Annotated in this window: 20 protein-coding genes; 17 read left to right on the forward strand and 3 right to left on the reverse strand. The window is 48.2% G+C overall.

Annotation, left to right across the window (positions count from 1 at the left end):
- The first annotated feature begins 632 nt into the window (after positions 1-632).
- Positions 633-1565, forward strand: coding sequence for a DUF2238 domain-containing protein (locus BN1938_RS04560; protein WP_050639464.1), 933 nt, complete (start codon positions 633-635; stop codon positions 1563-1565).
- A gap of 160 nt (positions 1566-1725) precedes the next feature.
- Here the strand turns inward: BN1938_RS04560 and BN1938_RS04565 are convergent, their stop codons facing one another.
- On the reverse strand, positions 1726-2502 hold the full coding sequence (locus BN1938_RS04565) for an IclR family transcriptional regulator (RefSeq protein ID WP_050639465.1): 777 nt from the start codon (positions 2500-2502) through the stop codon (positions 1726-1728).
- 555 nt (positions 2503-3057) lie between these two features.
- On the opposite strand from BN1938_RS04565, the gene BN1938_RS04570 reads away from it, so the two are divergent.
- From BN1938_RS04570 to BN1938_RS04610, 8 genes are all read left to right on the forward strand, one after another.
- Positions 3058-3975, forward strand: coding sequence for a dihydrodipicolinate synthase family protein (locus tag BN1938_RS04570; protein WP_050639466.1), 918 nt, complete (start codon positions 3058-3060; stop codon positions 3973-3975).
- 118 nt (positions 3976-4093) lie between these two features.
- Entirely contained in the window at positions 4094-5440 is a 1347-nt protein-coding gene (locus BN1938_RS04575) for an ABC transporter substrate-binding protein (RefSeq protein WP_050639467.1), read from the forward strand.
- Positions 5441-5632: 192 nt separating this feature from the next.
- Positions 5633-6496, forward strand: coding sequence for a carbohydrate ABC transporter permease (locus tag BN1938_RS04585; protein ID WP_050639469.1), 864 nt, complete (start codon positions 5633-5635; stop codon positions 6494-6496).
- Entirely contained in the window at positions 6493-7317 is an 825-nt protein-coding gene (locus tag BN1938_RS04590; RefSeq protein ID WP_050639470.1) for a carbohydrate ABC transporter permease, read from the forward strand. Before BN1938_RS04585 ends, BN1938_RS04590 begins: the two co-directional genes overlap by 4 nt.
- A gap of 101 nt (positions 7318-7418) precedes the next feature.
- Positions 7419-8687: a lactate racemase domain-containing protein gene (locus BN1938_RS04595; protein WP_148487124.1), complete on the forward strand. Its 1269-nt coding sequence runs from the start codon at positions 7419-7421 to the stop codon at positions 8685-8687.
- A 2-nt stretch (positions 8688-8689) separates the two neighbouring features.
- A complete protein-coding gene (locus tag BN1938_RS04600; protein WP_050639472.1) occupies positions 8690-10144 on the forward strand; it encodes an NAD(P)/FAD-dependent oxidoreductase in 1455 nt (484 codons plus the stop codon).
- A gap of 1 nt (position 10145) precedes the next feature.
- Positions 10146-11384, forward strand: coding sequence for an NAD(P)/FAD-dependent oxidoreductase (locus BN1938_RS04605; protein WP_050639473.1), 1239 nt, complete (start codon positions 10146-10148; stop codon positions 11382-11384).
- Positions 11374-11748 carry a DUF1667 domain-containing protein gene (locus tag BN1938_RS04610; RefSeq protein ID WP_050639474.1) on the forward strand — a complete coding sequence of 125 codons (375 nt, stop codon included), beginning with the start codon at positions 11374-11376 and terminating at the stop codon, positions 11746-11748. The genes BN1938_RS04605 and BN1938_RS04610 overlap by 11 nt, the downstream gene beginning before the upstream one ends.
- A gap of 252 nt (positions 11749-12000) precedes the next feature.
- On the opposite strand, the gene BN1938_RS24170 is transcribed toward BN1938_RS04610, so the two are convergent.
- Both BN1938_RS24170 and BN1938_RS22955 read right to left on the reverse strand, forming a co-directional pair.
- Positions 12001-12222, reverse strand: a complete 222-nt coding sequence (locus BN1938_RS24170; protein ID WP_050639475.1) for a hypothetical protein — start codon at positions 12220-12222, stop codon at positions 12001-12003.
- Complete coding sequence (locus tag BN1938_RS22955) at positions 12213-12872, reverse strand: TMEM164 family acyltransferase (protein ID WP_082202793.1); 660 nt, start codon at positions 12870-12872, stop codon at positions 12213-12215. The genes BN1938_RS24170 and BN1938_RS22955 overlap by 10 nt, the downstream gene beginning before the upstream one ends.
- An 830-nt stretch (positions 12873-13702) precedes the next feature.
- Here BN1938_RS22955 and BN1938_RS04625 point away from each other — a divergent pair.
- The 8 genes from BN1938_RS04625 to atpC all read left to right on the forward strand — a co-directional run bounded on the left by BN1938_RS04625 (position 13703) and on the right by atpC (position 20173).
- The gene (locus BN1938_RS04625) at positions 13703-14413 is read left to right on the forward strand and encodes a F0F1 ATP synthase subunit A (protein WP_050639477.1); all 711 of its coding nucleotides are present in this window, start codon (positions 13703-13705) and stop codon (positions 14411-14413) included.
- A 74-nt stretch (positions 14414-14487) separates the two neighbouring features.
- Positions 14488-14712 carry an ATP synthase F0 subunit C gene (gene atpE / locus BN1938_RS04630; protein ID WP_025654373.1) on the forward strand — a complete coding sequence of 75 codons (225 nt, stop codon included), beginning with the start codon at positions 14488-14490 and terminating at the stop codon, positions 14710-14712.
- A 21-nt stretch (positions 14713-14733) separates the two neighbouring features.
- The gene (gene atpF / locus BN1938_RS04635; RefSeq protein WP_050639517.1) at positions 14734-15237 is read left to right on the forward strand and encodes a F0F1 ATP synthase subunit B; all 504 of its coding nucleotides are present in this window, start codon (positions 14734-14736) and stop codon (positions 15235-15237) included.
- On the forward strand, positions 15215-15883 hold the full coding sequence (atpH, locus tag BN1938_RS04640; RefSeq protein ID WP_330581540.1) for an ATP synthase F1 subunit delta: 669 nt from the start codon (positions 15215-15217) through the stop codon (positions 15881-15883). The genes atpF and atpH overlap by 23 nt, the downstream gene beginning before the upstream one ends.
- Positions 15880-17397, forward strand: coding sequence for a F0F1 ATP synthase subunit alpha (gene atpA / locus BN1938_RS04645; protein WP_050639478.1), 1518 nt, complete (start codon positions 15880-15882; stop codon positions 17395-17397). Before atpH ends, atpA begins: the two co-directional genes overlap by 4 nt.
- Before the next feature lies 1 nt (position 17398).
- Positions 17399-18289, forward strand: a complete 891-nt coding sequence (atpG, locus tag BN1938_RS04650) for an ATP synthase F1 subunit gamma (protein WP_050639479.1) — start codon at positions 17399-17401, stop codon at positions 18287-18289.
- A gap of 57 nt (positions 18290-18346) precedes the next feature.
- The gene (gene atpD, locus BN1938_RS04655) at positions 18347-19729 is read left to right on the forward strand and encodes a F0F1 ATP synthase subunit beta (protein WP_050639480.1); all 1383 of its coding nucleotides are present in this window, start codon (positions 18347-18349) and stop codon (positions 19727-19729) included.
- 21 nt (positions 19730-19750) lie between these two features.
- On the forward strand, positions 19751-20173 hold the full coding sequence (gene atpC, locus BN1938_RS04660) for an ATP synthase F1 subunit epsilon (RefSeq protein WP_347562108.1): 423 nt from the start codon (positions 19751-19753) through the stop codon (positions 20171-20173).
- The last annotated feature ends 248 nt before the right edge of the window (positions 20174-20421 follow it).

Below are 20421 nucleotides of genomic sequence, written 5' to 3' on the forward strand. Positions count from 1 at the left end.
TGTAAAAAGCAAGGGGATACGCTTCCGGTATCAAAATAATTCAATACGCATCTTGAAGATGAAAAGACACGCATAGCCAATCCACATCCGCTGCCCTGGTCCGGGATCCCACCCGGTTGGCGAGCTTTCCTGCCGATTGGATGAGCCAGCTTTATGACAGGGAGGCCGGGGAGGTGCTGGGGCTGTATATGCCGTTGCGAAATGCTGGAGTGCGCTTAGTGATTCTTGAACAGCCGATGCCGGATAGGCGGGGAACAACTTGATCTCCAAATCAAGTTGTTGCTGAACCCAGCGCGGGAAATCATCAGATTTCCCGTGATGTGTTCAGCGTACCCGCCTATCCGGCATCGGGTGTTCTAGAATCACTTAGCAGCATGGGTGCATATCGCAACGGCATATACAGCCCCGGCACCTCCCCGGCCTCCCTGTCATGAAGCGTCCCCGTCCGTCGACAAGTCTAAAGCTTGCCGACTAAATCCCGATTTAGATGTTGGCTGGGGTGTGAAATATAACAGTCTGTTCTCTAAGATATCACTTGCATTTCTGTAAGTTTCTTCATATAATGAGGAAATGTAATAGATAGGCTGTAAGTGATGCACACTGGAGAATGATTGTGAAGGGATGATGGTAATATGGGGGACAAGAAGGAAAAACACCGCTTCCGCAATATGTGGAAGGCGTTAAGTATGGAACTGAGGGAGCACAAAAGTTCTTTTATGGTATATTTTGTGCTGCGTCTGCTTGTGATTATAGTGATGATTCTGCAGATATTTAATAAGAATTATGAGAATGTGTTTCTATGTATCCTCACGCTGCTGCTTCTGGTTATCCCCAGCCTGGTCCAGGTGACGATGAAGATAGAACTGCCGACTACTCTCGAGATTATTATTCTTGTTTTTATATTTGCTGCGGAAATTCTGGGTGAGATACGGGAGTTCTATATCGTATTTCCTTTCTGGGATACCGTCCTGCATACGCTGAACGGATTTCTTGCGGCGGCAATTGGATTTTCGTTAGTGGATCTCCTCAACCGCAGTGAAAAAATGGTGTTCAAACTGTCGCCGCTGTTCACAGCCATTGTGGCTTTTTGCTTTTCTATGACGATCGGGGTCATCTGGGAATTTTTTGAATTTGGCATGGACCATATTCTGGGGTTTGACATGCAGAAGGATACGATTATTCATACCATCCGATCGGTTATGCTGGATCCGGCAGGCGGTAATAATGTTGCTGAGATTGGAAATATTACCAGTGTCGCTGTCCAGGGGAAGGATCTCGGCCTGGGAGGCTATCTGGATATTGGCCTGATCGATACCATGAAAGACCTGATGGTAAATTTTATCGGGGCAGTAGTATTCTCTGTCATCGGTTACTTCTATGTGAAAAATAGGGGAAGAGGACGGATGGTAGGACGATTCGTTCCACGGAAAAAGAAGGAGGAACGGGACTTCCTCAAAATCGTGGAAGCGCAGGACGAGAAGGAGCAGGAACAGCAGGAGCATGAACAGGAACAACAGGAACGTCCCGGCAAAACAGACCGGACGGAGAACTCCGGGGTAAAATAATACGGATTCTCAAAACTGTAACAGTTCAGGATGGCCTGGTTTGTTATCAAAAACAGGCTGTCCGGCCTGTCATATTTAAACGCGGAAAAGCCGCATCTTATGGAAGATACCATAAGGTGCGGCTTTTCCGCAGTTAGAAATCGTACGATACGCTGCGGGCTTACCTGCCCCAGCATTGGAATAGGTTACGGGTAATTTCTTCGGATGCTTCTTTGAGTACCGGCAGATAGGGCAGCAGTTCGTCGGTGTCTTTTATACCGACAAATCCGCTGAATGACAGTGCAGCTATGATATTTCCTTCACTGTCCCGGACAGGGACGGATATGCAGCTGCCTTTATCAGAGGACTCTCTGTGGTCAAAGGCATATCCTCTCTTTGCGGTCTTTCGGACTTCCAGCCAGAATTCGTCCGGATCAATGATGGTATAAGGGGTGAGCGGTTCCATATCGCAGGAATCGACCAGCTTTTCTACCAGGCTGATCGGCAGCTCGGACATTAGAACCTTTCCTCCCGCACATGCGTAAAAGGGAAGCTCGGAGTACAATGCCGGTACATAGTTTACAATGCTCTTAGTGCGGGACTGCTGCAGTACGTAGCAGCGGTGCCCTTCGCGTACGATCAGATTCATGGGCTGGCCGTGTTCTGCTGTGCAGCGGATCATAGTCAGTTCCGCCACTTCCTTTAAGGCCAGATAGAGGTTATTTTTCTCGATGACAAAACTGATCTTCTGGCCGGTTATGTAACGCCCATCGTTACACTGGTATACCCAGCCATTTACTTCTAAAGTCTTTAAAATGCGGAAAGCAGTTGACGGATTAAGCTCACAGCTTTTTGCAATCTCGTTCACTCCAAGCGGAGAGCGTTCCTTGCGGAGGATGTCCAGTACCTCTAAGGCACGGTCCACCATCTTGATGGTTTCTACGTTTTGTTTTTCCATGATGCGTACCTCCTTACTATATACTATGATATCTTGCTAAAGGGATATCAAGTGTTCCATCCGGCAAGTTATTATTGGAATATTTATTTCATCATAGTGTAAAGCGAATATATACTACATTTATACCATTTTAAAAAATGTATGTCAATATGTTGAAAGAAAATGGGAGAATTAGATGGAATACTTATTCCGAAAAAATAAAATCCCTGAGGGGACGCGTTATACCTATGTGAGCGGACAACAATAATTTAGTGATATTAATTGGGTTAAATAAATTAAATTAAAATAAAAACTATAATTATGGAATATAATCAAAAATATCTAAAAATATAATGAAAAATTTAAAATATAAAAAGTATAAAAATGTAGTTGACAGACCATAAAAATCGTTGTATATTGAAGTTACGGAATAGCCATTCCGAAAAATGGAATAATTCCACGGGAATGAGAATCAAGAAAATCATTCTAAATGGAATAAGACCATATTTTACATATTGGAATGACTATTTTAAATCTAATCAATTATAATTTTTAGAGTAAAGGAGAACGAGAACAATGGCAAAAGAAAAACTGAACGGCATCTATATCCCAATGGTGACACCTTTTCATGAAGATGAATCTATCAACTTTGCAGGAATCAAAGAATGCACGGATTTTCTGGCTGACAATGGCGTTACCGGCATTATTCCCTCCGGCAGTACCGGCGAGATGGTTGCGATGACTCCTGACGAGCAGATTGCAGTGAATGATGCGGCGGTGAAAGCCGCAGACGGAAGGATTAAAGTCGTTTGCTCAACCGGCGCATACCGGACAAAAGACGTGGTTAAAATGTCTCAGGCAGCCGAGGCAGCGGGTGCAGACGGCGTTATGGCAGTAACACCGTGGTACATGGCTCCGAATGAGAACGAACTGTTAAAGCACTATGAGACAATCCGTAAAGCCATTGATATTCCGATTATGGTATATCACAACCCCTACTATTCAACCTGCCTGATGAGTGATGAATTTATGGCAAAACTGTACAACGAAGGTTTTATCGACGCGGTGAAGGAGCGTCAGGCGGATGTGTACAGACAACAGGATCTGAGATACCTTACAGACGATGATTTTGCGATCTTCTATGGTTACGATATATGCCCTGTTGAAAGCGTGAGCTGCTGGGCAGACGGATGGGTATGCGGTACAGGAAACCTTTTCCCCAAGGAGAATACGGAAGTATTCAACCTTGCAAAAGAGCGGAAGATGGAAGAAGCGATGACTGCCCACTTCGAAAAGATCCGCCCCTATCTTCCGTTATTTACGAAACCGACAGCAGACGGCATGCCGACGCCTTGGCTTCAGATTATTAAAGAAGGCCTTAAACTCCGCGGCGTAGATGCCGGATACTGCCGCAAACCGGTTATTTCAGAGCTTCCGGCCGATGTTATGGAGACCCTTAAGGCAGTTCTGAAGGAATACGGGTATCTTGCTTAGCCTCCAGGAACAGGATCTGGTGCTTTCACGTGGAGAAACTTAAAAAAGGTGGATGAGATTTTGCTGAATTGCAGGCTCTGACAAGCCTGCAATTCAGCGGGAAGGAATGGATAGAGTTATGAAAAAGAAAATAATTAGTTTGATCTTATTGTGTACCCTTGTATTTAGTACGACACTGTGGGGCTGCGGTTCATCTAAGGATACTGCTGCAAACAGCGCAGATACGTCGAAGGAAGCTTCGGATGAAACAGAAACCACTGACGGCAAAACAAAGATCACAGTTCTAAGGCCCGGTGACCAGGAAAAGGTGGAAGCCTTTATGGAGCCGGCGATTGAACAGTTTGAAAAAGACAACCCGGATATTGATGTGGAAATCATGTATGAATCCTGGACTGGCTGGATCCAGAAGTATCCGACCTCTTTTGAGGCGGGAACCCAGCCTGACGTCATCTTCTGGTGGGACAATAAGATGAATGATTCCTCTGCGCATGAACATCTGGTGAAGCTCGATGACTATCTGAGCGAAGACTTTTTCAGCCAGATACCCGACAGCATCTGGAGTCTGGTAAATACCAGCGGACTTGACGGTACATATTATGTTCCAAGCAGTGTAGATACATTGGTACTTTACTATAATAAAGAGGTATTTGAGGCCGCAGGCCTGGATCCGGAGGCACCGCCAGCAACGTGGGATGAGCTTCTGGCAGCTGCAAAAGACATTAAGGAAAAGGCCGGCGTACCCGGTATCGGCGTACCCGCCATAACCGGCGCTGAAGTACTGGAAGAATTTGTTGGAATGTTCATAAATCAAGCGACCGATGCACCGATCCTGGATGATAAGAGCATGCCGCTGTTTGATACGGATGAAGGCCTTGAAGCAGTCAAATTTGTGGAACAGCTCGTTCCTTATGTTCAGGATTCACCTACCGAATATGGCCGGGGAGAATTACGCCCGTTGTTAAGAGACGGCGGAGTCGGCATGCTGATAGACGGTCCGTGGGGTGTTGCTGCATATACGGCTGCATTTGGAGAAAACCTGGATGAAAGTAAGATCGGGATTGCTAAGATTCCGCTTGCTCCAAATGGCAAGGAAATTGCATGGGCGGGCACCAATGGCTGGATTGCTACGCGTGACGAGACGGCAGAGGCATCTGCAAAACTGATTGAATATCTGATGTCCCCGGAAGTAATTATCGAACACCACCTGGCATACGGTTCTGCTCCTCTGTACGAGTCGGAATTTGATAACCCTTCATTCCAGTATGATTTCTGGAAAGTATTCTACGACGAAGCGCAGGATTATAAGCTGTACGGCATGATTGGAAAGGACAGTGCGACGCCGGCGGCTTACTACACGGCATTGGAAGAAGTGTGGCAGCAGCTCATACTGGGCCAGCTGGGGGCGGAAGATGCGCTCAAAGCGGCAGCTGAGGCTGCAGAAGGCGTCACTTCAAGAAACCAGTAAATCTGCAGTGCCGCAGCTCACGTATCAGTCAAGGGGGTTGCTGAAAGGTACGGGGAAGATCTTAAAAGTATCAGACCTGGGATTTGCTGAGAGATAAGGGTTAAGGCGTTAAACATAAGTCTATTATCCAGGCCGGCGGAGTATCCGGCCTGGATAACAGCAATATTTGTTTCGAGAAAGGGGGCGCCCTGTTTGAAAAAGAGCCAGAGAAAAAGAGTCATCTGTTCGCTTCTTCCGCTGATTGTCCTGTTGGTTTTTATATACGGATACCCGTTGTTTAAGGTCTGTACCAGCGCCTTTATGGGATTTAGCGGCGCTTCGGCAGGCCAGTTTGTAGGCTTTGGAAATTTTTCTATTATTAAGGATGAGATTCCGAAAACTGTTGTAACTACGTTAATCTGGACGTTTGGTTCTGTAATTCCCGCAATGATCCTGGGCCTTGCCGTTGCATTGATCTGCAACCGTTCTTTTGCGGGAAAGAAAGTAGTCGTGGCATTCAATCTGCTGCCCTACGCTATTCCTTTGATTATAGTTGCCTCTTGCTGGCGTTTTGTATATAATTCTGACTTCGGTATCATCAATGTTCTTCTGAAAAATATAGGCCTGATTGAGGAGCCGATCAGTTTCCTGGGCCTGGATCTGGCTCTCACCTCCGTCATCCTGGCCCGAATCTGGCGAGCCATGCCATTTGCGTTTATGAATTATTATTCGGCGCTTACGACGATTCCGGCTGAACAGTATGAAGCGGCATGTATTGACGGCGCCGGTCCGGTGCAGAGATTCTGTTATATTACCATGCCTAATCTGAAGGCAATAACAGGAAGTACTCTGATTGTGCTGACGGTCTGGACATTCCTTGTATTTGATATCATTTTCGGTATGACGGGCGGCGGGCCGGTCAATGCGACCAAGACCATTTCGATGCACATCTATCAGGAGATGTTCAGTATGAAGAACCTTGGTACAGCATCTGCATGGTCATTGATCGCGATATTGGTACTGGTAATTATTACGGTATTTTACTGGAAACTGATGGAAAGGGAGGATGCGGCATGAGAAATAATAAATCAATTGCCGGGAAAGTTTTCCGGATTATCCTTTGTATTTTATTCTGTATGTTTGCGGCGATCCCAATCTATGAAGCGCTGATCGTGTCGCTGACTCCATATTCCCACCTTCTGGAAGCGCAGCTGGTACCTCATTATTTTGAACTGTCCAACTTTACATCGGCCTTTAGATTGATCGCCGGCAATGTGCTGAACAGCTTTTTCTATGCGTGCTGTGCAACGGTTCTGACGGCGCTGATCTCCATTCCGGCAGCTTATGTGCTATCCAGATACCGCTTCAAGCTGCGCCAGGGAATGCTTTTTGTTCTGCTTCTGACGCAGATGATGGCGGGGATTGTTATCCTGCCTACTTTATACAGGATGTTCCAGTCGCTTGGCATTCTGAATTCCCGGGGGGCGCTGGTTCTTGTGCTTACAGGCATCAACCTGGCGTTGGTTGTAACTATCCTTCACGGATATTTTTCAACCCTGCCGGCAGAGCTGGAGGAGGCGGCGGCACTGGATGGCTGCAGCTATATACAGCTGCTGGCCCGCGTCATTTTCCCGATCAGCGGACCGGGTATTGCGGTGGGGGCAATCTTTGTGTTCATTAACAGTTATAATGAATTTGTTGTACCGCTGTTCCTGCTGTCAGATGCAAATAAATATCCTTTGACGCTGGTGGTATACAGCCTGCTCAGCGATACAACAATCCGCTGGCATATCATGGCTGCTGCCTCCCTGATTGGGATTATCCCGCCGGTTGTGATTTTTACATTTTTCCAGAAATATATCATACAGGGGGTTACCTCGGGGGCGGTGAAAGGATAAGCTGGTATGGGGTCAGACCCCTTTGAAAAGGGGTCTGACCCCTCTGCGGAATCGACAGGGCCCTTCCTTAGGAGGGCAATAAAATCTTGGAGGGACAGATTATGCAGGAATTTAAGATCCCATGGGGGCAATGGTACGAACAGTCCTATAGAAAACTAACTTTTCCCGACGAGTGGGAGATCCACTATCAGGGAATGCAGGAGCATCCCTCTCTGACAAGCGGGGACGTTCTGGCTAGAATAGACAATCCGGTGGGGACAGAGCGGCTGGAGACTCTGGCTGCGGGGAAGAGGAGTGCATGTATCATTATTGATGATATTTCACGTCCCACCCCGGGCGCTTTCTTGCTTCCGCTCGTGATTCGGAAACTGCTGGATGCAGGTATGGACGGCAGTAATATTAAGGTTTTGATTGCGCTCGGCGGACACCGCCCTATGACAAAGCAGGAAATGGAGATCAAAGTGGGAAAATGGGTACTGGATCACGTTCAGGTACTGAATCACTTCCCATTCTCAACAGACCTGATAACTATTCCGGACGACAACCAGGTGATAAAGATTAATAAAAACTATGTGGATGCTGAGCTGCGAATAGCCGTTGGGTGCATTGTACCCCATACTCTTGCAGGGTTCTCCGGGGGCGCCAAGGCGGTCATCCCGGGAATCGGCGGTATCGAGACACTGAAAAGCAACCATATGCTTGTCTATGAAGATGCGAGTAAAAACATGTCATTTAAGACCAGCACATGCAATCCCGACAATCCTATGCGCACCAATATGGAGCGGATCGTCAGCAAAGTAGGGCTGGACTTTATTGTGAATGTCGTGCTCAACGATAAGATGGGAGTTGCAGATGTTTTTGCAGGCCATTTCATAAAGGCACACCGGGCTGCATGCAGACGGGCAATGGAATGTCTGCAGACGGAATTGGTCAGGGATGCGGATATCCTGGTCCTCTCTGCCTATCCCAAGGACACGGAGTACTCCCAGATCGGAACTTGTTTTGCTGTCCTGGGACACTACAAGGAAATGTGCGTAAAGCCTGACAGCACTCTGGTTGCGGTGACGGCGGCAAGCGAAGGGGCGGGATTCCACGCGCTTTTTGGCCCCGGAATGAGCCTGTTTTCCCCGCACGACGATAATGTGCCTCCTCCGGAACTGAAAGGGAAAGAAACCCTGATTTATTCCGAGGGTGTTAATTCTATCGATATCAGACAGTTTTACAGAGATGAGACACCGGACCTGAACAGGGAGTGGAAAGACATACGGAAACGGCTGGAAGAAAAATATGCAGGGAAAAATCCGGTGGTTGCCATTTACCCAATGGGGGCGATACAGATCGGCTGCATGAATACGGAAGGTGGAGAATGACTATGGACACACAGTATGATATTGCCGTGATTGGCGGCGGTGTGATTGGAAGTGCGGTTGCCAGGGAACTGTCACGCTATCAATTAAAGATTTGTGTTTTAGAAAAAGAGCTGGATGTCTGCAATGGCGTAAGCGGGCGCAATACCGGACTTCTGCACTCAGGTATACTAAATGAAAAGAATCTCCTGCGTACGGAGTGCTGTATGGAGGGGAATGCGGAGTTCGAGCGGGTTGCCGGGGAACTGGACATACCGTTTCGAAGATGCGGAAAGCTGATTGTTGGATTTGGCGAAGAGGAAAGGAAACGGCTGGAAGGTCTGTATCAGCGCGGGCTTGATAACGGGGTACCCGGAATCAGAATGATTGGCCGTGATGAGATCAAACGGCTGGATCCCAATGTGGATGGCGAGTTTGCCATTTACGTGCCTTCGGCAGGTATTTTATGTCCGTTTACCTATACAATCGCATTAGCGGAAAATGCAGTTGAAAACGGTGCAGCGTATTATCTGGATCACGAGGTGACAGGAATCGAGAGAGAGGAAACGGGGGTGTACCGCATCCTCACGAAGGACGGGGAATTTGTCAGCCGCTGGGTCATCAACTGTGCAGGGCTATATGCCTGCCGCATTTCTGAAATGCTTGGGTTTGAATCCTATATACCGAACCGCGTCAAAGGCGAGTACGAGATTCTGGATAAGAAAGCAGGAAATTACCTGTCTCTGCCGGTGTATCCGACTCCCAATGAGTACGGTGCATTTGATGTCCACGTAACTCCGACGATTGATGGAAATGTCCTGGTAGGTCCTACCATCGAGACGATCGGTGTGAAGGTCGATTATGCGGCAACGCAAAAGATGATAGACGTTTTGGTTGAGCAGGGGTCCAGAATGTTCCCCCGGATGAAACGGGATTACTATATCCGCAACTATGTGGGGGTGTTTCCGACTATAGAAGATCCGGCGACCCATAGGGAGCTGGACTTTCAGATTCAGACAAAGAAAAGCGTTCCCCATGCTGTAAATCTGCTGGCTATTACTTCGCCTGGGCTGACCAGTGCGCTTCCGATTGCGCGGAGGGTGGCTGCAAAGATCAAGGAGCAGGAGGAACTGTTGGTAAATGAGAAGTTTAACCCCATCCGCAGGGGGATCGTGAAGTTTTCGGAACAGGATGAGGAAGGCAAAAAGCGGCTGATTGAGCAGGACCCGGATTACGGGGAGATATACTGCAGATGTGAATGCGTTACCAGGGCAGAGGTGAAACAGGCGCTTCATAATGTGCTGGGCGTTTCCACCGTCAGCGGAATCAAATACCGGACGAGAGCCACGATGGGACGATGCCAGGGCGGCTACTGTGAGACGAGGCTGACCCGGTTAATCCAGGAGGAGCTGGGCAGGCAGAAGACAGAAATACTGCTGAATAAGAAGGGCGCCTATATGTTTACCGGGGAGGTGAAATGACATGCACAAGCGCGATGTTGTGATTATAGGAGGCGGGCCGGCCGGGCTTGCCGCCGCTGTGGAACTGAAAAAACGGGGAGTGGACGATATCTTAATCATCGAGCGTGAGAAACAGCCCGGAGGCATCCTCCGCCAGTGCATTCATGACGGATTCGGCCTGACCCGTTTTGGGCAGACCCTGAGCGGACCGGAATATTCCCAGAGATTTATTGACGAGGTTGAAGAACTGCAGATCGAGGTTCTCACCAATGCAACGGTCATTGACCTGACGGGAGACAAAATCGTAACGGCGGCTGCAAGGGACGGGCTTATCCAGGTACAGGCAGGAGCGGTCATTCTGACCATGGGTTGCCGGGAGCGCACCCGGGGAGCTTTGGCGATCCCGGGCCAGAGACCGTCGGGCATTTACAATGCCGGCGTAGCGCAGAGCTACATGAATTTGTACAATACCATGGTGGGAAAAGAAGTGATCATCATGGGTTCAGGTGATATCGGGCTGATCATGGCAAGGCGGATGACGCTGGAGGGAGCCCATGTAAAGGCCGTATTTGAAGTGCTGCCGTATCCAAGCGGCCTTCCCAGAAATATTGAGCAGTGCCTGAACGACTACAACATCCCGCTTTACCTCAGTCATTCCGTAATCAATATCAAAGGAGATACACGGATTGAGGGCGTAACGGTGGCAGAGGTGGGGACGGATATGAAGCCGGTTCCCGGAACCGAAAAAGATTTCCCATGTGATACGCTGATATTGTCGGTCGGGCTGATTCCTGAAAATGAGCTGTCTCTTGCGGCTGGAGTCACGCTGGATGGCCGGACGAAGGGCGCATTTGTGGATGAAAATTACCAGACAGACGTCCCGGGTGTTTTTGCGGCGGGAAATGTCCTGCATGTGCACGACCTGGTAGACTTTGTATCTCTTGAGGCCGAGGCTCTGGCGGCCGGAGTTGAAGAATATCTGAACTGCGAGGGGCTTCCGCCCTGTGATATAGAGATTGGAACAGACTGCAACATCGGGCACATCATCCCCCAGAGCGTGAGCGGGGAGAAGAACTTCAGGATGTCCATGAGGGTGAAACGCCCTATGGGCAGGTGCAGGGTTGTTGTCAGCCAGGGGGATACAACTGTAAGATCAACGGTTGTGCCAACTGCTATCCCGGCAGAGATGATACAGTTTGATGTAGATGCCGGTAACATTATATCTAAGGAGAAAATCGAGGTGTCAGTGTATGAACAGTAGGACCTTTGTCTGTATCGTCTGCCCAAACGGGTGCACGATCGAGGCTAAGTATGAAGATGATAAGATATACAGCATTACCGGAAATAAATGCAAGAAGGGGGTGGATTATGTCCGCCAGGAACTGATCGACCCGCGCAGGACGATTTCGAGTTCTGTGCGCATTGAGGGGGCGGTGCTTCCGCTGTGCAGCGTGAGGCTAACGAATGCAATCCCCAAAAAAGAGCTCTTCCGGGTGATGGAGGAGATCAATAAAATCACACTGGCTGCGCCTGTTGAGATCGGGCAGGTAGTCATAAAAAATGTCTGCGGACTGGAGAGTGACGTAATCGTTACGAAGAATATGGGAGGAGGGAGCCTGCCGTAAGGATGCCCGGGGATGACCTTCGGGCTGGGATACAGACGGGGGCTTTGGTGCAGGCCATCTGCTGACTCTCTCTAATATCAAAACGGACTCCCGCATGGAACCGCCGGCATTCGGGGGCTGTCGGTTTATTTTTTCGACAGCCTTAAGAATTTGTAAAAAACTGGAATCTACAGTCTGTTGATATATTAAAGGGGATAAGGATTTCCCTGTTCGTCATTTGCAGTTCTTTTGTAAACTTTGAAACCCATGTGTTCAGAGATGCATTGCCTTAACAGCACTTTCCCACACGTCTAGTAACTGTTGTACCAATATCGGATTTCTGTCTTTTATTTCAATAACTTTCATTTTCAGCCCCCATAAACTTAAATTTCTAAAGTCGTCAAATCCATTCAAATCGACATATGCTATTGAGCCATCGATAATTGTCCCGATTGCTCCAAACAGTTTCTTCGCCTTGTACTGCTTCAGATACATGCGGCAAGGCTCCAGATGTGGAACAGGATGGCGGCTCCCAGGATGGTTGACAGGATATAGATTAGGATCGCGGGAGTGTTTCCTATATAGGGGATCAGGGCGGAGAAGCCTATTTGCTGCATGAGGTAGTCGGGGTTGATGTAGAACATGTTAATGGTTCCAAAGGTATCCAGGAGGAGATTGAGGAGTGTGGCGGCTGCGCAGCAAATAAGGTAGAGCAGGGTGCCGTCTCTGAAATGGCGCAGGCGCAGGCGCCGGGGCGCCGGAGTTTTCGTGTATGAGAGCCCGGCGGTCAGGCCTATGACGATGAGGAGGATGTGCCATAGGTAGGAATGGATTGTAAGGAGGGGGGCATCGTAATGGAGGCCGCTTGTGTCGGCGAATACGGCGATTCCCCCGAGGAGGCTGTAGTTCATCAGGAAGGAAAGCAGGGCCTGGCGGAAACGGGAGGGTTTGAGCCAAGGGATGACCAGAAGGAGGTACATGGCTATGCTGCAAAGCTGAAATGGGAAGTACCACCATTGATAGACGCCATGATTGAGGCGGAAGGTGAGATACCATTGTTTCCAAAGCTCGCTGACAGACATGAGGAGGCCGCAGGCAAGGAAAAAGTGATTCAGTTTTTTGGGAGCGGGAATCTGTCTTTTCATGTTGACCTCCTGTTGTATTGCTGGGGTGAACCTGTTTTTCTTACAATTATTGTATGACAGAAGTGCATTCTGTAACACAGGCCTTAATAAATGGTTACTGTTTACGGTCCCGTGGACAGTAACTATGTATGTGAAGTTCCTGGGATTTTGTGTTCTCTTTAGTATGAATTATAAAGGATATAAACCAAAAATGCACGCGTTGTGAAGGCATATTTTCAGACGTTTTCGGGTTACTGTTCAGACCGTGCCGTGCACCTCGCTGCACGGCATCGGAGCCGGTGAAGTAACGTTTTCGGTGGTTTGGGACGTGCGGCGGATCAGTGATAAAGCGCATAAAAAGGCCGCTTATCATAAAGAAGTTGCTAAAGTTTCCTTAACATTTGTGAAAATATTGACATACTTATGGCTAAAACGACGAAATGTGAAGGTCTCGAAACATTTCGGTTTGGTTAATTTGTATTTAACAAATTTTTACAAATATAAATTGTACAAAAATAAAGATTAAATTTAAATAAAAATCCGTAAACCAGGGAATTAAATCACTGGAAAATTTGATGAAAATTTTAAAAAAAGGAGGATAAATGCCGACATTTTGAAATCGTTGACAAACAAAAACTTTGGGCGTAATCTTTAGTTTAACTTTTAGGAGGAAGTGCTCCTGGAAGGGTGTGGAGGGAAGGGAATTTCGGCTTTGAAGTTCTTTTTTTATTTCAAAGGATCTGCATCTTATGAAATAAATAAGCTCTCCCGGCGGGGTGCGCACTGCGGTGTAAGAAGCAGCTGCCGCAGGCGTGAGTTTCGTAAGTGAAACTCCATTTTAAACGCAAAATATGAAAAGAAAGGGAGGGAGCGATACGGAAAGTTTGACAGAGAAGCTGCTTGAAGAGCTGAACTGCAAGACCGTGTTTACGATTCCGGTATTCGGGGGAATCGGCGTGGCGGAGTCGGTAGTCGTGACCTGGATTATCATGGCCGTCCTGGTCGGGGTGTCATTTATCTTTGTCCGGAATCTAAAGGTCGAGAATCCGGGAAAGAAACAGCTGGTGCTGGAGTCAGCTATCGGCTGGGCGCAGAACTTCTTCGAGGGCATCATAGGGAAGGAAAACAAGCGTTATATTCCTTATTTGATCACAATCATTCTCTATCTGGGTGTTTCCAATATGATCAGTCTGTTTGGATTTAAACCGCCTACTAAGGATTTGAATGTGACAGCAGCGCTCGCGATTATGAGCATGTTCCTGATTGAATATTCAGGCATACGTAAAAATGGGGTAAAGCATTGGGTAAAACATTTTGCCGAACCGGTGCCGATTGTTGCACCGATTATGGTTCTGGAAATTGTAATCCGTCCGTTGTCTCTTTGTATGCGGTTGTTTGGTAACGTGCTGGGTGCATTTGTTATTATGGAACTTTTAAAAGCGATTATACCGGTCATTGTACCAATACCATTTAGTTTTTATTTTGATATATTTGACGGGCTGCTGCAGGCATATGTGTTTGTCTTTCTGACGGCACTGTTTATGAATGAGGAACAGGAGTAAAAAAGACAGAATTATTTCGTAACTGTTTATGGTTCTGGACAGAGACATTATTTTGAAAAAAGGAGATTTGTACTATGGGAACAATTATAGCTATTGGAGCAGGTATTGCAGTTTTAACTGGTGTGGGAGCTGGAATTGGCATCGGCATTGCAACGGGCAAGGCAGCAGACGCAATCGCAAGACAGCCGGAAGCTGACGGCAAGATCAGCAAGACGCTGATTCTTGGATGTGCGCTGGCAGAGGCTACAGCTATTTATGGTTTTATTATCGGGTTATTGATTATTATACTTTTGAAATAACAGGAAAGGCAGGTGGAACAGGTGCTGCAATTAAATGTGAACCTTTTCTTTACCATAATAAACCTTGTTGTTCTTTATCTTTTGTTGAAAAAGTTTTTAATCAAACCGGTTACGAATGTGATAGAGGCGCGCGAAAGGATGATTGCGGACGGCCTGAGTCAGGCCAGCAGTGCCAGGGAAGAGGCGGAGGAACTTAAAAACCAATACGAAGCTGCTCTGTCCTGTGCCAGACAAGAATCTGAGAAGATTGTGGAGAAGGCTCAGGTACAGGCAAAAGCGGAGTATGAGCGTATTGTGAAGGATGCCGGAACCAAGGCCGGAGATTTGCTGGATTCCGCGAAGGCCAGTATTATGCTTGAGCGGGAACAGACAAGGAAAGAGCTGCAGTCAGAGATTGCGGGGCTTGCGATGACGGCGGCAGCTAAGATCGTAGGTGAAAGGACAGAGAATCAAGGAAATCAAGGGATATATAATCAGTTTCTGGGAGAAGTAGGTGACGCTCATGATGACACAGAAGACCACTAACCGTCAGAACTGCCCGGAAAAGGCAGTGACGGACACCCGGGAACACCATACGGTGAACGCTGTTTATGCAGGAAAACAGCCAGTCTGCAGCATGGGGGATACCCAGAGGGCGTCCCGTAACTCATGCCCTGCGGGCGGGGCCGCAGTAAACTGCGGAATAAGGTATGCAAAAGTGTTGTATGAGCTGAATATGAACAGGGAAGCCATACAGAAAACAGAAGAGATATTCGCAGAGGTTCCTCAGCTGAGGGATGTGTTTAGGAATCCAACGATCCGTGAGGAGAAAAAGTTCAAAGTGATTGACCGTGTATTTCCTGAGGAAATCAGAAATTTTCTAAAAGTGGCATGCAGACACCACAGAATGGATCTCATCGGGGATATTTTCAAGGCATATCATCAATATTGCGATGAACAGAATAAGATCCTGAAAGCGGTATTGACGTGTGTGGAACCTCCAAGCGAGGTACAGCTGAATAAAATGAAGGCGTTTCTTTGTGAAAAATATGATGCGGTAAAGGCAGATATTGAAATCATTCAGGACAAAGCGCTGCTCGGTGGTTTTGTGCTCCGCGTGGGCTGTGATGAATTTGACTGGAGCCTGCAGGGACGCCTGAATCGATTGGAACAAAAATTGACCAGGAGGTGAATAGGGTGAGTGTAATCATTTCAGATGAAATTATTTCTATTTTAAAAGAAGAGATAGAAAATTTTGACGCAGCCAGCCATGACAGCGAGGTGGGCACCGTAATATCAGTTGGCGACGGAATCGCCACGGTTTATGGGATTAACCATGCTATGTATGGGGAGATCGTGACTTTTCATAATGGGATCAGAGGTATGGTGCAGGATATCCGGAGAGATGTGATCGGATGTATTCTTTTCGGGCACGATACGGGGATTAAAGAAGGTACAAAGGTAACACGCACGAAAAAAAGGGCCGGCGTTCCGGTTGGAGATAAATATATTGGCAGGGTTGTAGATGCGCTGGGTGTGCCGGTTGACGGTAAGGGAGAGATTCCTGCAGATGACTATAGGCCGATCGAACAGGAGGCTCCCGGTATTATTGACAGGAAGTCGGTCAGTGTCCCGCTGGAGACAGGAATCCTGGCTATTGACGCGATGTTTCCAATCGGGCGGGGGCAGCGTGAATTGATTATCGGAGACAGGCAGACGGGAAAGACTTCCATTGCTTTAGACACGATTATCAATCAAAAGGGGAAAGACGTAATCTGTATCTATGTAGCAATCGGTCAGAAGGCCTCCACGGTTGCAAAAGTAGTGAATACGCTGATCGCAAACGGAGCTATGGATTATACGATTGTGGTTGCCTCTACGGCAAGTGACTGTGCGCCGCTGCAGTATATTGCGCCTTATGCGGGAACCGCGATGGCGGAGCATTTTATGCATCAGGGCAGAGACGTGCTGATTGTGTATGATGATTTATCCAAACATGCGGTGGCGTACCGTTCTTTATCCCTGCTGCTGGGACGCTCGCCGGGACGTGAGGCCTATCCGGGGGATGTTTTCTATCTGCACTCCAGACTGTTGGAGCGTTCCAGCCGTCTGAACGACGAGCTCGGCGGCGGATCGATTACGGCACTTCCGATCATTGAGACACAGGCGGGGGATGTATCCGCATACATTCCGACCAATGTGATTTCCATTACGGACGGACAGATTTTCCTGGAGAGTGATTTGTTCTTTTCCGGCATGCGTCCGGCAGTGAATGTAGGACTGTCCGTATCACGTGTGGGCGGGGCCGCGCAGACGAAGGCGATGAAAAAGGCGTCGGGAAGTATCCGGATCGACCTGGCGCAGTTTAGGGAAATGGAAATATTTACCCAATTCAGTTCCGACCTGGATGATTCGACGAAAGAGCAGCTGGATTATGGCAGCGGCCTGATGGAGCTGTTGAAACAGCCGCTTTGCCAGCCACTGAGCCTGCATGAAAAAGTGATTACCCTATGTGCGGCGACGAACCGGGTGCTGCTCGGGGTAAAAAAGGCTGATGTGAAACAATTTCAGGCGGATATGCTGAGCTTCATGGACACACAATACCCGGAAATCGGGAAAGAGATTGAAGAAACCGGGGATCTTACCGATGAGCTGGCTGATAAGATCGTGGAGGCCGCAAAGGAATTCAAGAAGAGCAGGTGTTAATATGGCAAATATCAGAGAAATACAGACCCGTATAAACAGTGTGAAGGATACCATGAAGATTACGAATGCGATGTATATGATCTCTTCTTCCAAGATGAAACAGGCAAAGAAGAAGCTGGAAGATACAGAGCCGTATTTCTATGGGCTGCAGGGGGAGATTTCCAGAATTCTGCGCCATGTCCCTGATATCGAACATCCGTACTTTGACCTGAGGGAACATATCCCGGCGGGGGAGCGGAAGATCGGTTCCATTGTTATTACGGCAGACAAGGGACTGGCAGGGGCATACAACCACAATATCATTAAGCTGGAAGAAGAACTGCAAAGCGGGCCTGGAATACACAAACTATTTGTAGTCGGTGAACTGGGGAGGCATTATTTTTCAAAGCACAATGTGGAAATAGACACCAGCTTCCAATATACGGTCCAAAAACCGACGATGCACCGGGCCAGGAATATTTCGTCCGCGATCATCGACAAATTTGAACGTGGAGAGCTGGATGAAGTATACATGATATACACCCGTATGGAGAATTCTGTGAAGTCAGATGCCGAGAAGGTTCGGCTGCTCCCCCTGGAGAGAGCTTCCTTCAGCGATATGGTCATGCCGCTGAACATGTACCGGGAAGAAATCGAGCTCTATCCATCTGCGCAAAGCGTCATGGACAGCATCATACCCAACTATATCACAGGTATGATATACGGCTGCCTGGTAGAAGCATACGCCAGCGAGCACAATGCCCGCATGATGGCGATGCAGACAGCCACAGACAGTGCAGAAAGAATTATCAAAGAGTTATCTACCTTATATAACCGTGCAAGACAGGCTGCGATTACCCAGGAAATTACCGAGGTATGCAGTGGAGCAAACGCACAGAAACGAGAAAAGTGAGAATATTCTGAATATGGTGTTCAAAGGGGTCAGACCCCTTAGGAAGTGAGATCTATTATGAATGAAGGACGAATCATACAGGTTATGGGACCTGTTGTCGACGTAGTATTTGAAGACGGCAATCTTCCTTTTATTAAGGATGCACTTGAAGTTGAGAATAATGGAAAGAAGTGCGTTATGGAGGTTGCGCAGCACTTGGGAAACAACGAGGTGCGCTGCCTGATGCTTGCCGCCAGCGAAGGGCTGCATAAGGATATGGAGGTAACTGCTACCGGGGAGGGGATTAAGGTTCCGGTGGGAGAGCAGACTTTGGGAAGATTATTCAATGTTTTGGGTGAAACCATTGACGATGGGGAGCCGGTCCAGTGCGATAAGAAATGGGTTATCCACAGGGATCCCCCCTGTTTTGAGGATCAGAGCCCGGTGATTGAGATTCTGGAGACCGGAATCAAGGTGATTGACCTGCTGGCGCCTTATGCCAAGGGCGGAAAGATCGGCTTATTCGGCGGCGCCGGGGTTGGAAAAACCGTCCTGATCCAGGAATTGATCCGCAATATCGCGACAGAACACGGCGGGTATTCTATTTTTACCGGGGTTGGTGAACGTTCACGAGAGGGAAATGACCTGTGGACGGAGATGAAGGCTTCCGGTGTACTGGAGAAGACGGCGCTGGTATTCGGGCAGATGAACGAGCCGCCGGGAGCGCGTATGCGGGTGGCCGAGACCGGGCTGACAATGGCCGAATATTTCAGGGATGAAGAGCATCAGAATGTGCTTTTGTTTATAGATAATATTTTCCGTTTTACCCAGGCAGGGTCGGAGGTGTCCGCACTTCTTGGCCGTATGCCGTCGGCCGTAGGTTATCAGCCTACGCTTGCCACGGAAATGGGGGAACTGCAGGAGCGGATCGCGTCTACCAGAAACGGTTCCGTAACTTCAGTGCAGGCGGTATATGTACCTGCCGATGATCTGACGGACCCGGCTCCGGCCACCACGTTTGCACATCTGGATGCGACCACTGTATTATCCAGAAAGATCGTGGAACAGGGGATTTATCCGGCTGTGGATCCGCTGGAATCCAATTCCCGTATACTGGAAGAGGACATCGTAGGCGAAGAGCACTACAGAGTGGCAAACCAGGTGACCGAGATCCTGCAGAAATACAAAGAACTGCAGGATATCATTGCAATCCTGGGAATGGAAGAACTCTCGGATGATGATAAAGCAGTGGTAATGCGTGCGAGAAAAATTCAAAGATTTTTATCACAGCCATTTTTTGTGGCTGAGACGTTTACCGGAATACTCGGCAGATATGTACCGCTGAAAGAAACCATACGCGGATTCAAGATGATTGTGGACGGAGAAATGGACCAGTATCCGGAGTCCGCATTCTTTAATGTAGGAACGATCGATGATGTGATCCAAAAAGCAAAAGCATGAAATGCGGCAGAATAGAGGTGTATGTATATGGATACATTTGGCCTGAAAATAATAGCAAGTGACAGAGTCTTCTATATAGGACGCTGCAGGAAACTGATTCTTCCGGCTCCGGACGGAAAAATGGGTATTCTGCCGGACCATGAGAACATGGTAATCGCGATCAGCGTAGGCGATGCCAGGATGGAGATTGAAGAAGGCAGCTGGGTTGACATAGCCGTTGGCGCAGGTTTTGCAGAAGTCGTGAATAACCGTGTCACCATTCTGGTAGACACCGCTGAACGGCCCGAAGAAATCGATGTGCGCCGCGCCGAGGAAGCCAAAGAGCGCGCGGAAGAGCAGCTTCGCCAGAAGCAGAGTCTTCAGGAGTATTACCGTACCCAGGCTTCTCTTGCCCGGGCGATGAACCGATTGAAAGTATCCCAGGGGAAACGCTGGAATTTGTAAACAATTTTTTGATTTGCGGACGGATGAGGACGCCGAAAAACCGGGAAGCCAGCCCCACACGGGGAGCATCTATGCCATTTTAAAAGTCCACACCGTTTACGTAAGAGGCCCTAAAGGAAAAAACGCAGAAAATGGAGGTCCAGCGGCATGCAGCCCGAAATTTGATAATTTTGGGCTGCATGCCGCTTCAGACTTTGACGTGAGACGTCAAATTCTGCCCACCATTTTCTGTGTTTTTTCCTTAAGGG

Source organism: Eubacterium sp. SB2 (genome assembly GCF_001244405.1).
Classification (GTDB): domain Bacteria; phylum Bacillota; class Clostridia; order Lachnospirales; family Lachnospiraceae; genus Faecalicatena; species Faecalicatena contortus_B.

What these genes read in the sequence shown, in the direction of transcription:
- BN1938_RS04605 (WP_050639473.1), top strand. Translation starts at nt 10,146, where the DNA reads ATGCACAAGCGCGATGTTGTGATTATAGGAGGCGGGCCGGCCGGGCTT.
- BN1938_RS04575 (WP_050639467.1), top strand. Translation starts at nt 4,094, where the DNA reads ATGAAAAAGAAAATAATTAGTTTGATCTTATTGTGTACCCTTGTATTT.
- BN1938_RS04565 (WP_050639465.1), bottom strand. Translation starts at nt 2,502, where the DNA reads ATGGAAAAACAAAACGTAGAAACCATCAAGATGGTGGACCGTGCCTTA.
- BN1938_RS04590 (WP_050639470.1), top strand. Translation starts at nt 6,493, where the DNA reads ATGAGAAATAATAAATCAATTGCCGGGAAAGTTTTCCGGATTATCCTT.
- BN1938_RS04625 (WP_050639477.1), top strand. Translation starts at nt 13,703, where the DNA reads ATGAAAAGAAAGGGAGGGAGCGATACGGAAAGTTTGACAGAGAAGCTG.
- atpE (WP_025654373.1), top strand. Translation starts at nt 14,488, where the DNA reads ATGGGAACAATTATAGCTATTGGAGCAGGTATTGCAGTTTTAACTGGT.
- atpG (WP_050639479.1), top strand. Translation starts at nt 17,399, where the DNA reads ATGGCAAATATCAGAGAAATACAGACCCGTATAAACAGTGTGAAGGAT.
- BN1938_RS24170 (WP_050639475.1), bottom strand. Translation starts at nt 12,222, where the DNA reads ATGTATCTGAAGCAGTACAAGGCGAAGAAACTGTTTGGAGCAATCGGG.
- BN1938_RS04595 (WP_148487124.1), top strand. Translation starts at nt 7,419, where the DNA reads ATGCAGGAATTTAAGATCCCATGGGGGCAATGGTACGAACAGTCCTAT.
- atpD (WP_050639480.1), top strand. Translation starts at nt 18,347, where the DNA reads ATGAATGAAGGACGAATCATACAGGTTATGGGACCTGTTGTCGACGTA.
- BN1938_RS04610 (WP_050639474.1), top strand. Translation starts at nt 11,374, where the DNA reads ATGAACAGTAGGACCTTTGTCTGTATCGTCTGCCCAAACGGGTGCACG.
- BN1938_RS04560 (WP_050639464.1), top strand. Translation starts at nt 633, where the DNA reads ATGGGGGACAAGAAGGAAAAACACCGCTTCCGCAATATGTGGAAGGCG.
- atpH (WP_330581540.1), top strand. Translation starts at nt 15,215, where the DNA reads ATGATGACACAGAAGACCACTAACCGTCAGAACTGCCCGGAAAAGGCA.
- BN1938_RS04600 (WP_050639472.1), top strand. Translation starts at nt 8,690, where the DNA reads ATGGACACACAGTATGATATTGCCGTGATTGGCGGCGGTGTGATTGGA.
- atpC (WP_347562108.1), top strand. Translation starts at nt 19,751, where the DNA reads ATGTATATGGATACATTTGGCCTGAAAATAATAGCAAGTGACAGAGTC.
- BN1938_RS22955 (WP_082202793.1), bottom strand. Translation starts at nt 12,872, where the DNA reads ATGAAAAGACAGATTCCCGCTCCCAAAAAACTGAATCACTTTTTCCTT.
- BN1938_RS04570 (WP_050639466.1), top strand. Translation starts at nt 3,058, where the DNA reads ATGGCAAAAGAAAAACTGAACGGCATCTATATCCCAATGGTGACACCT.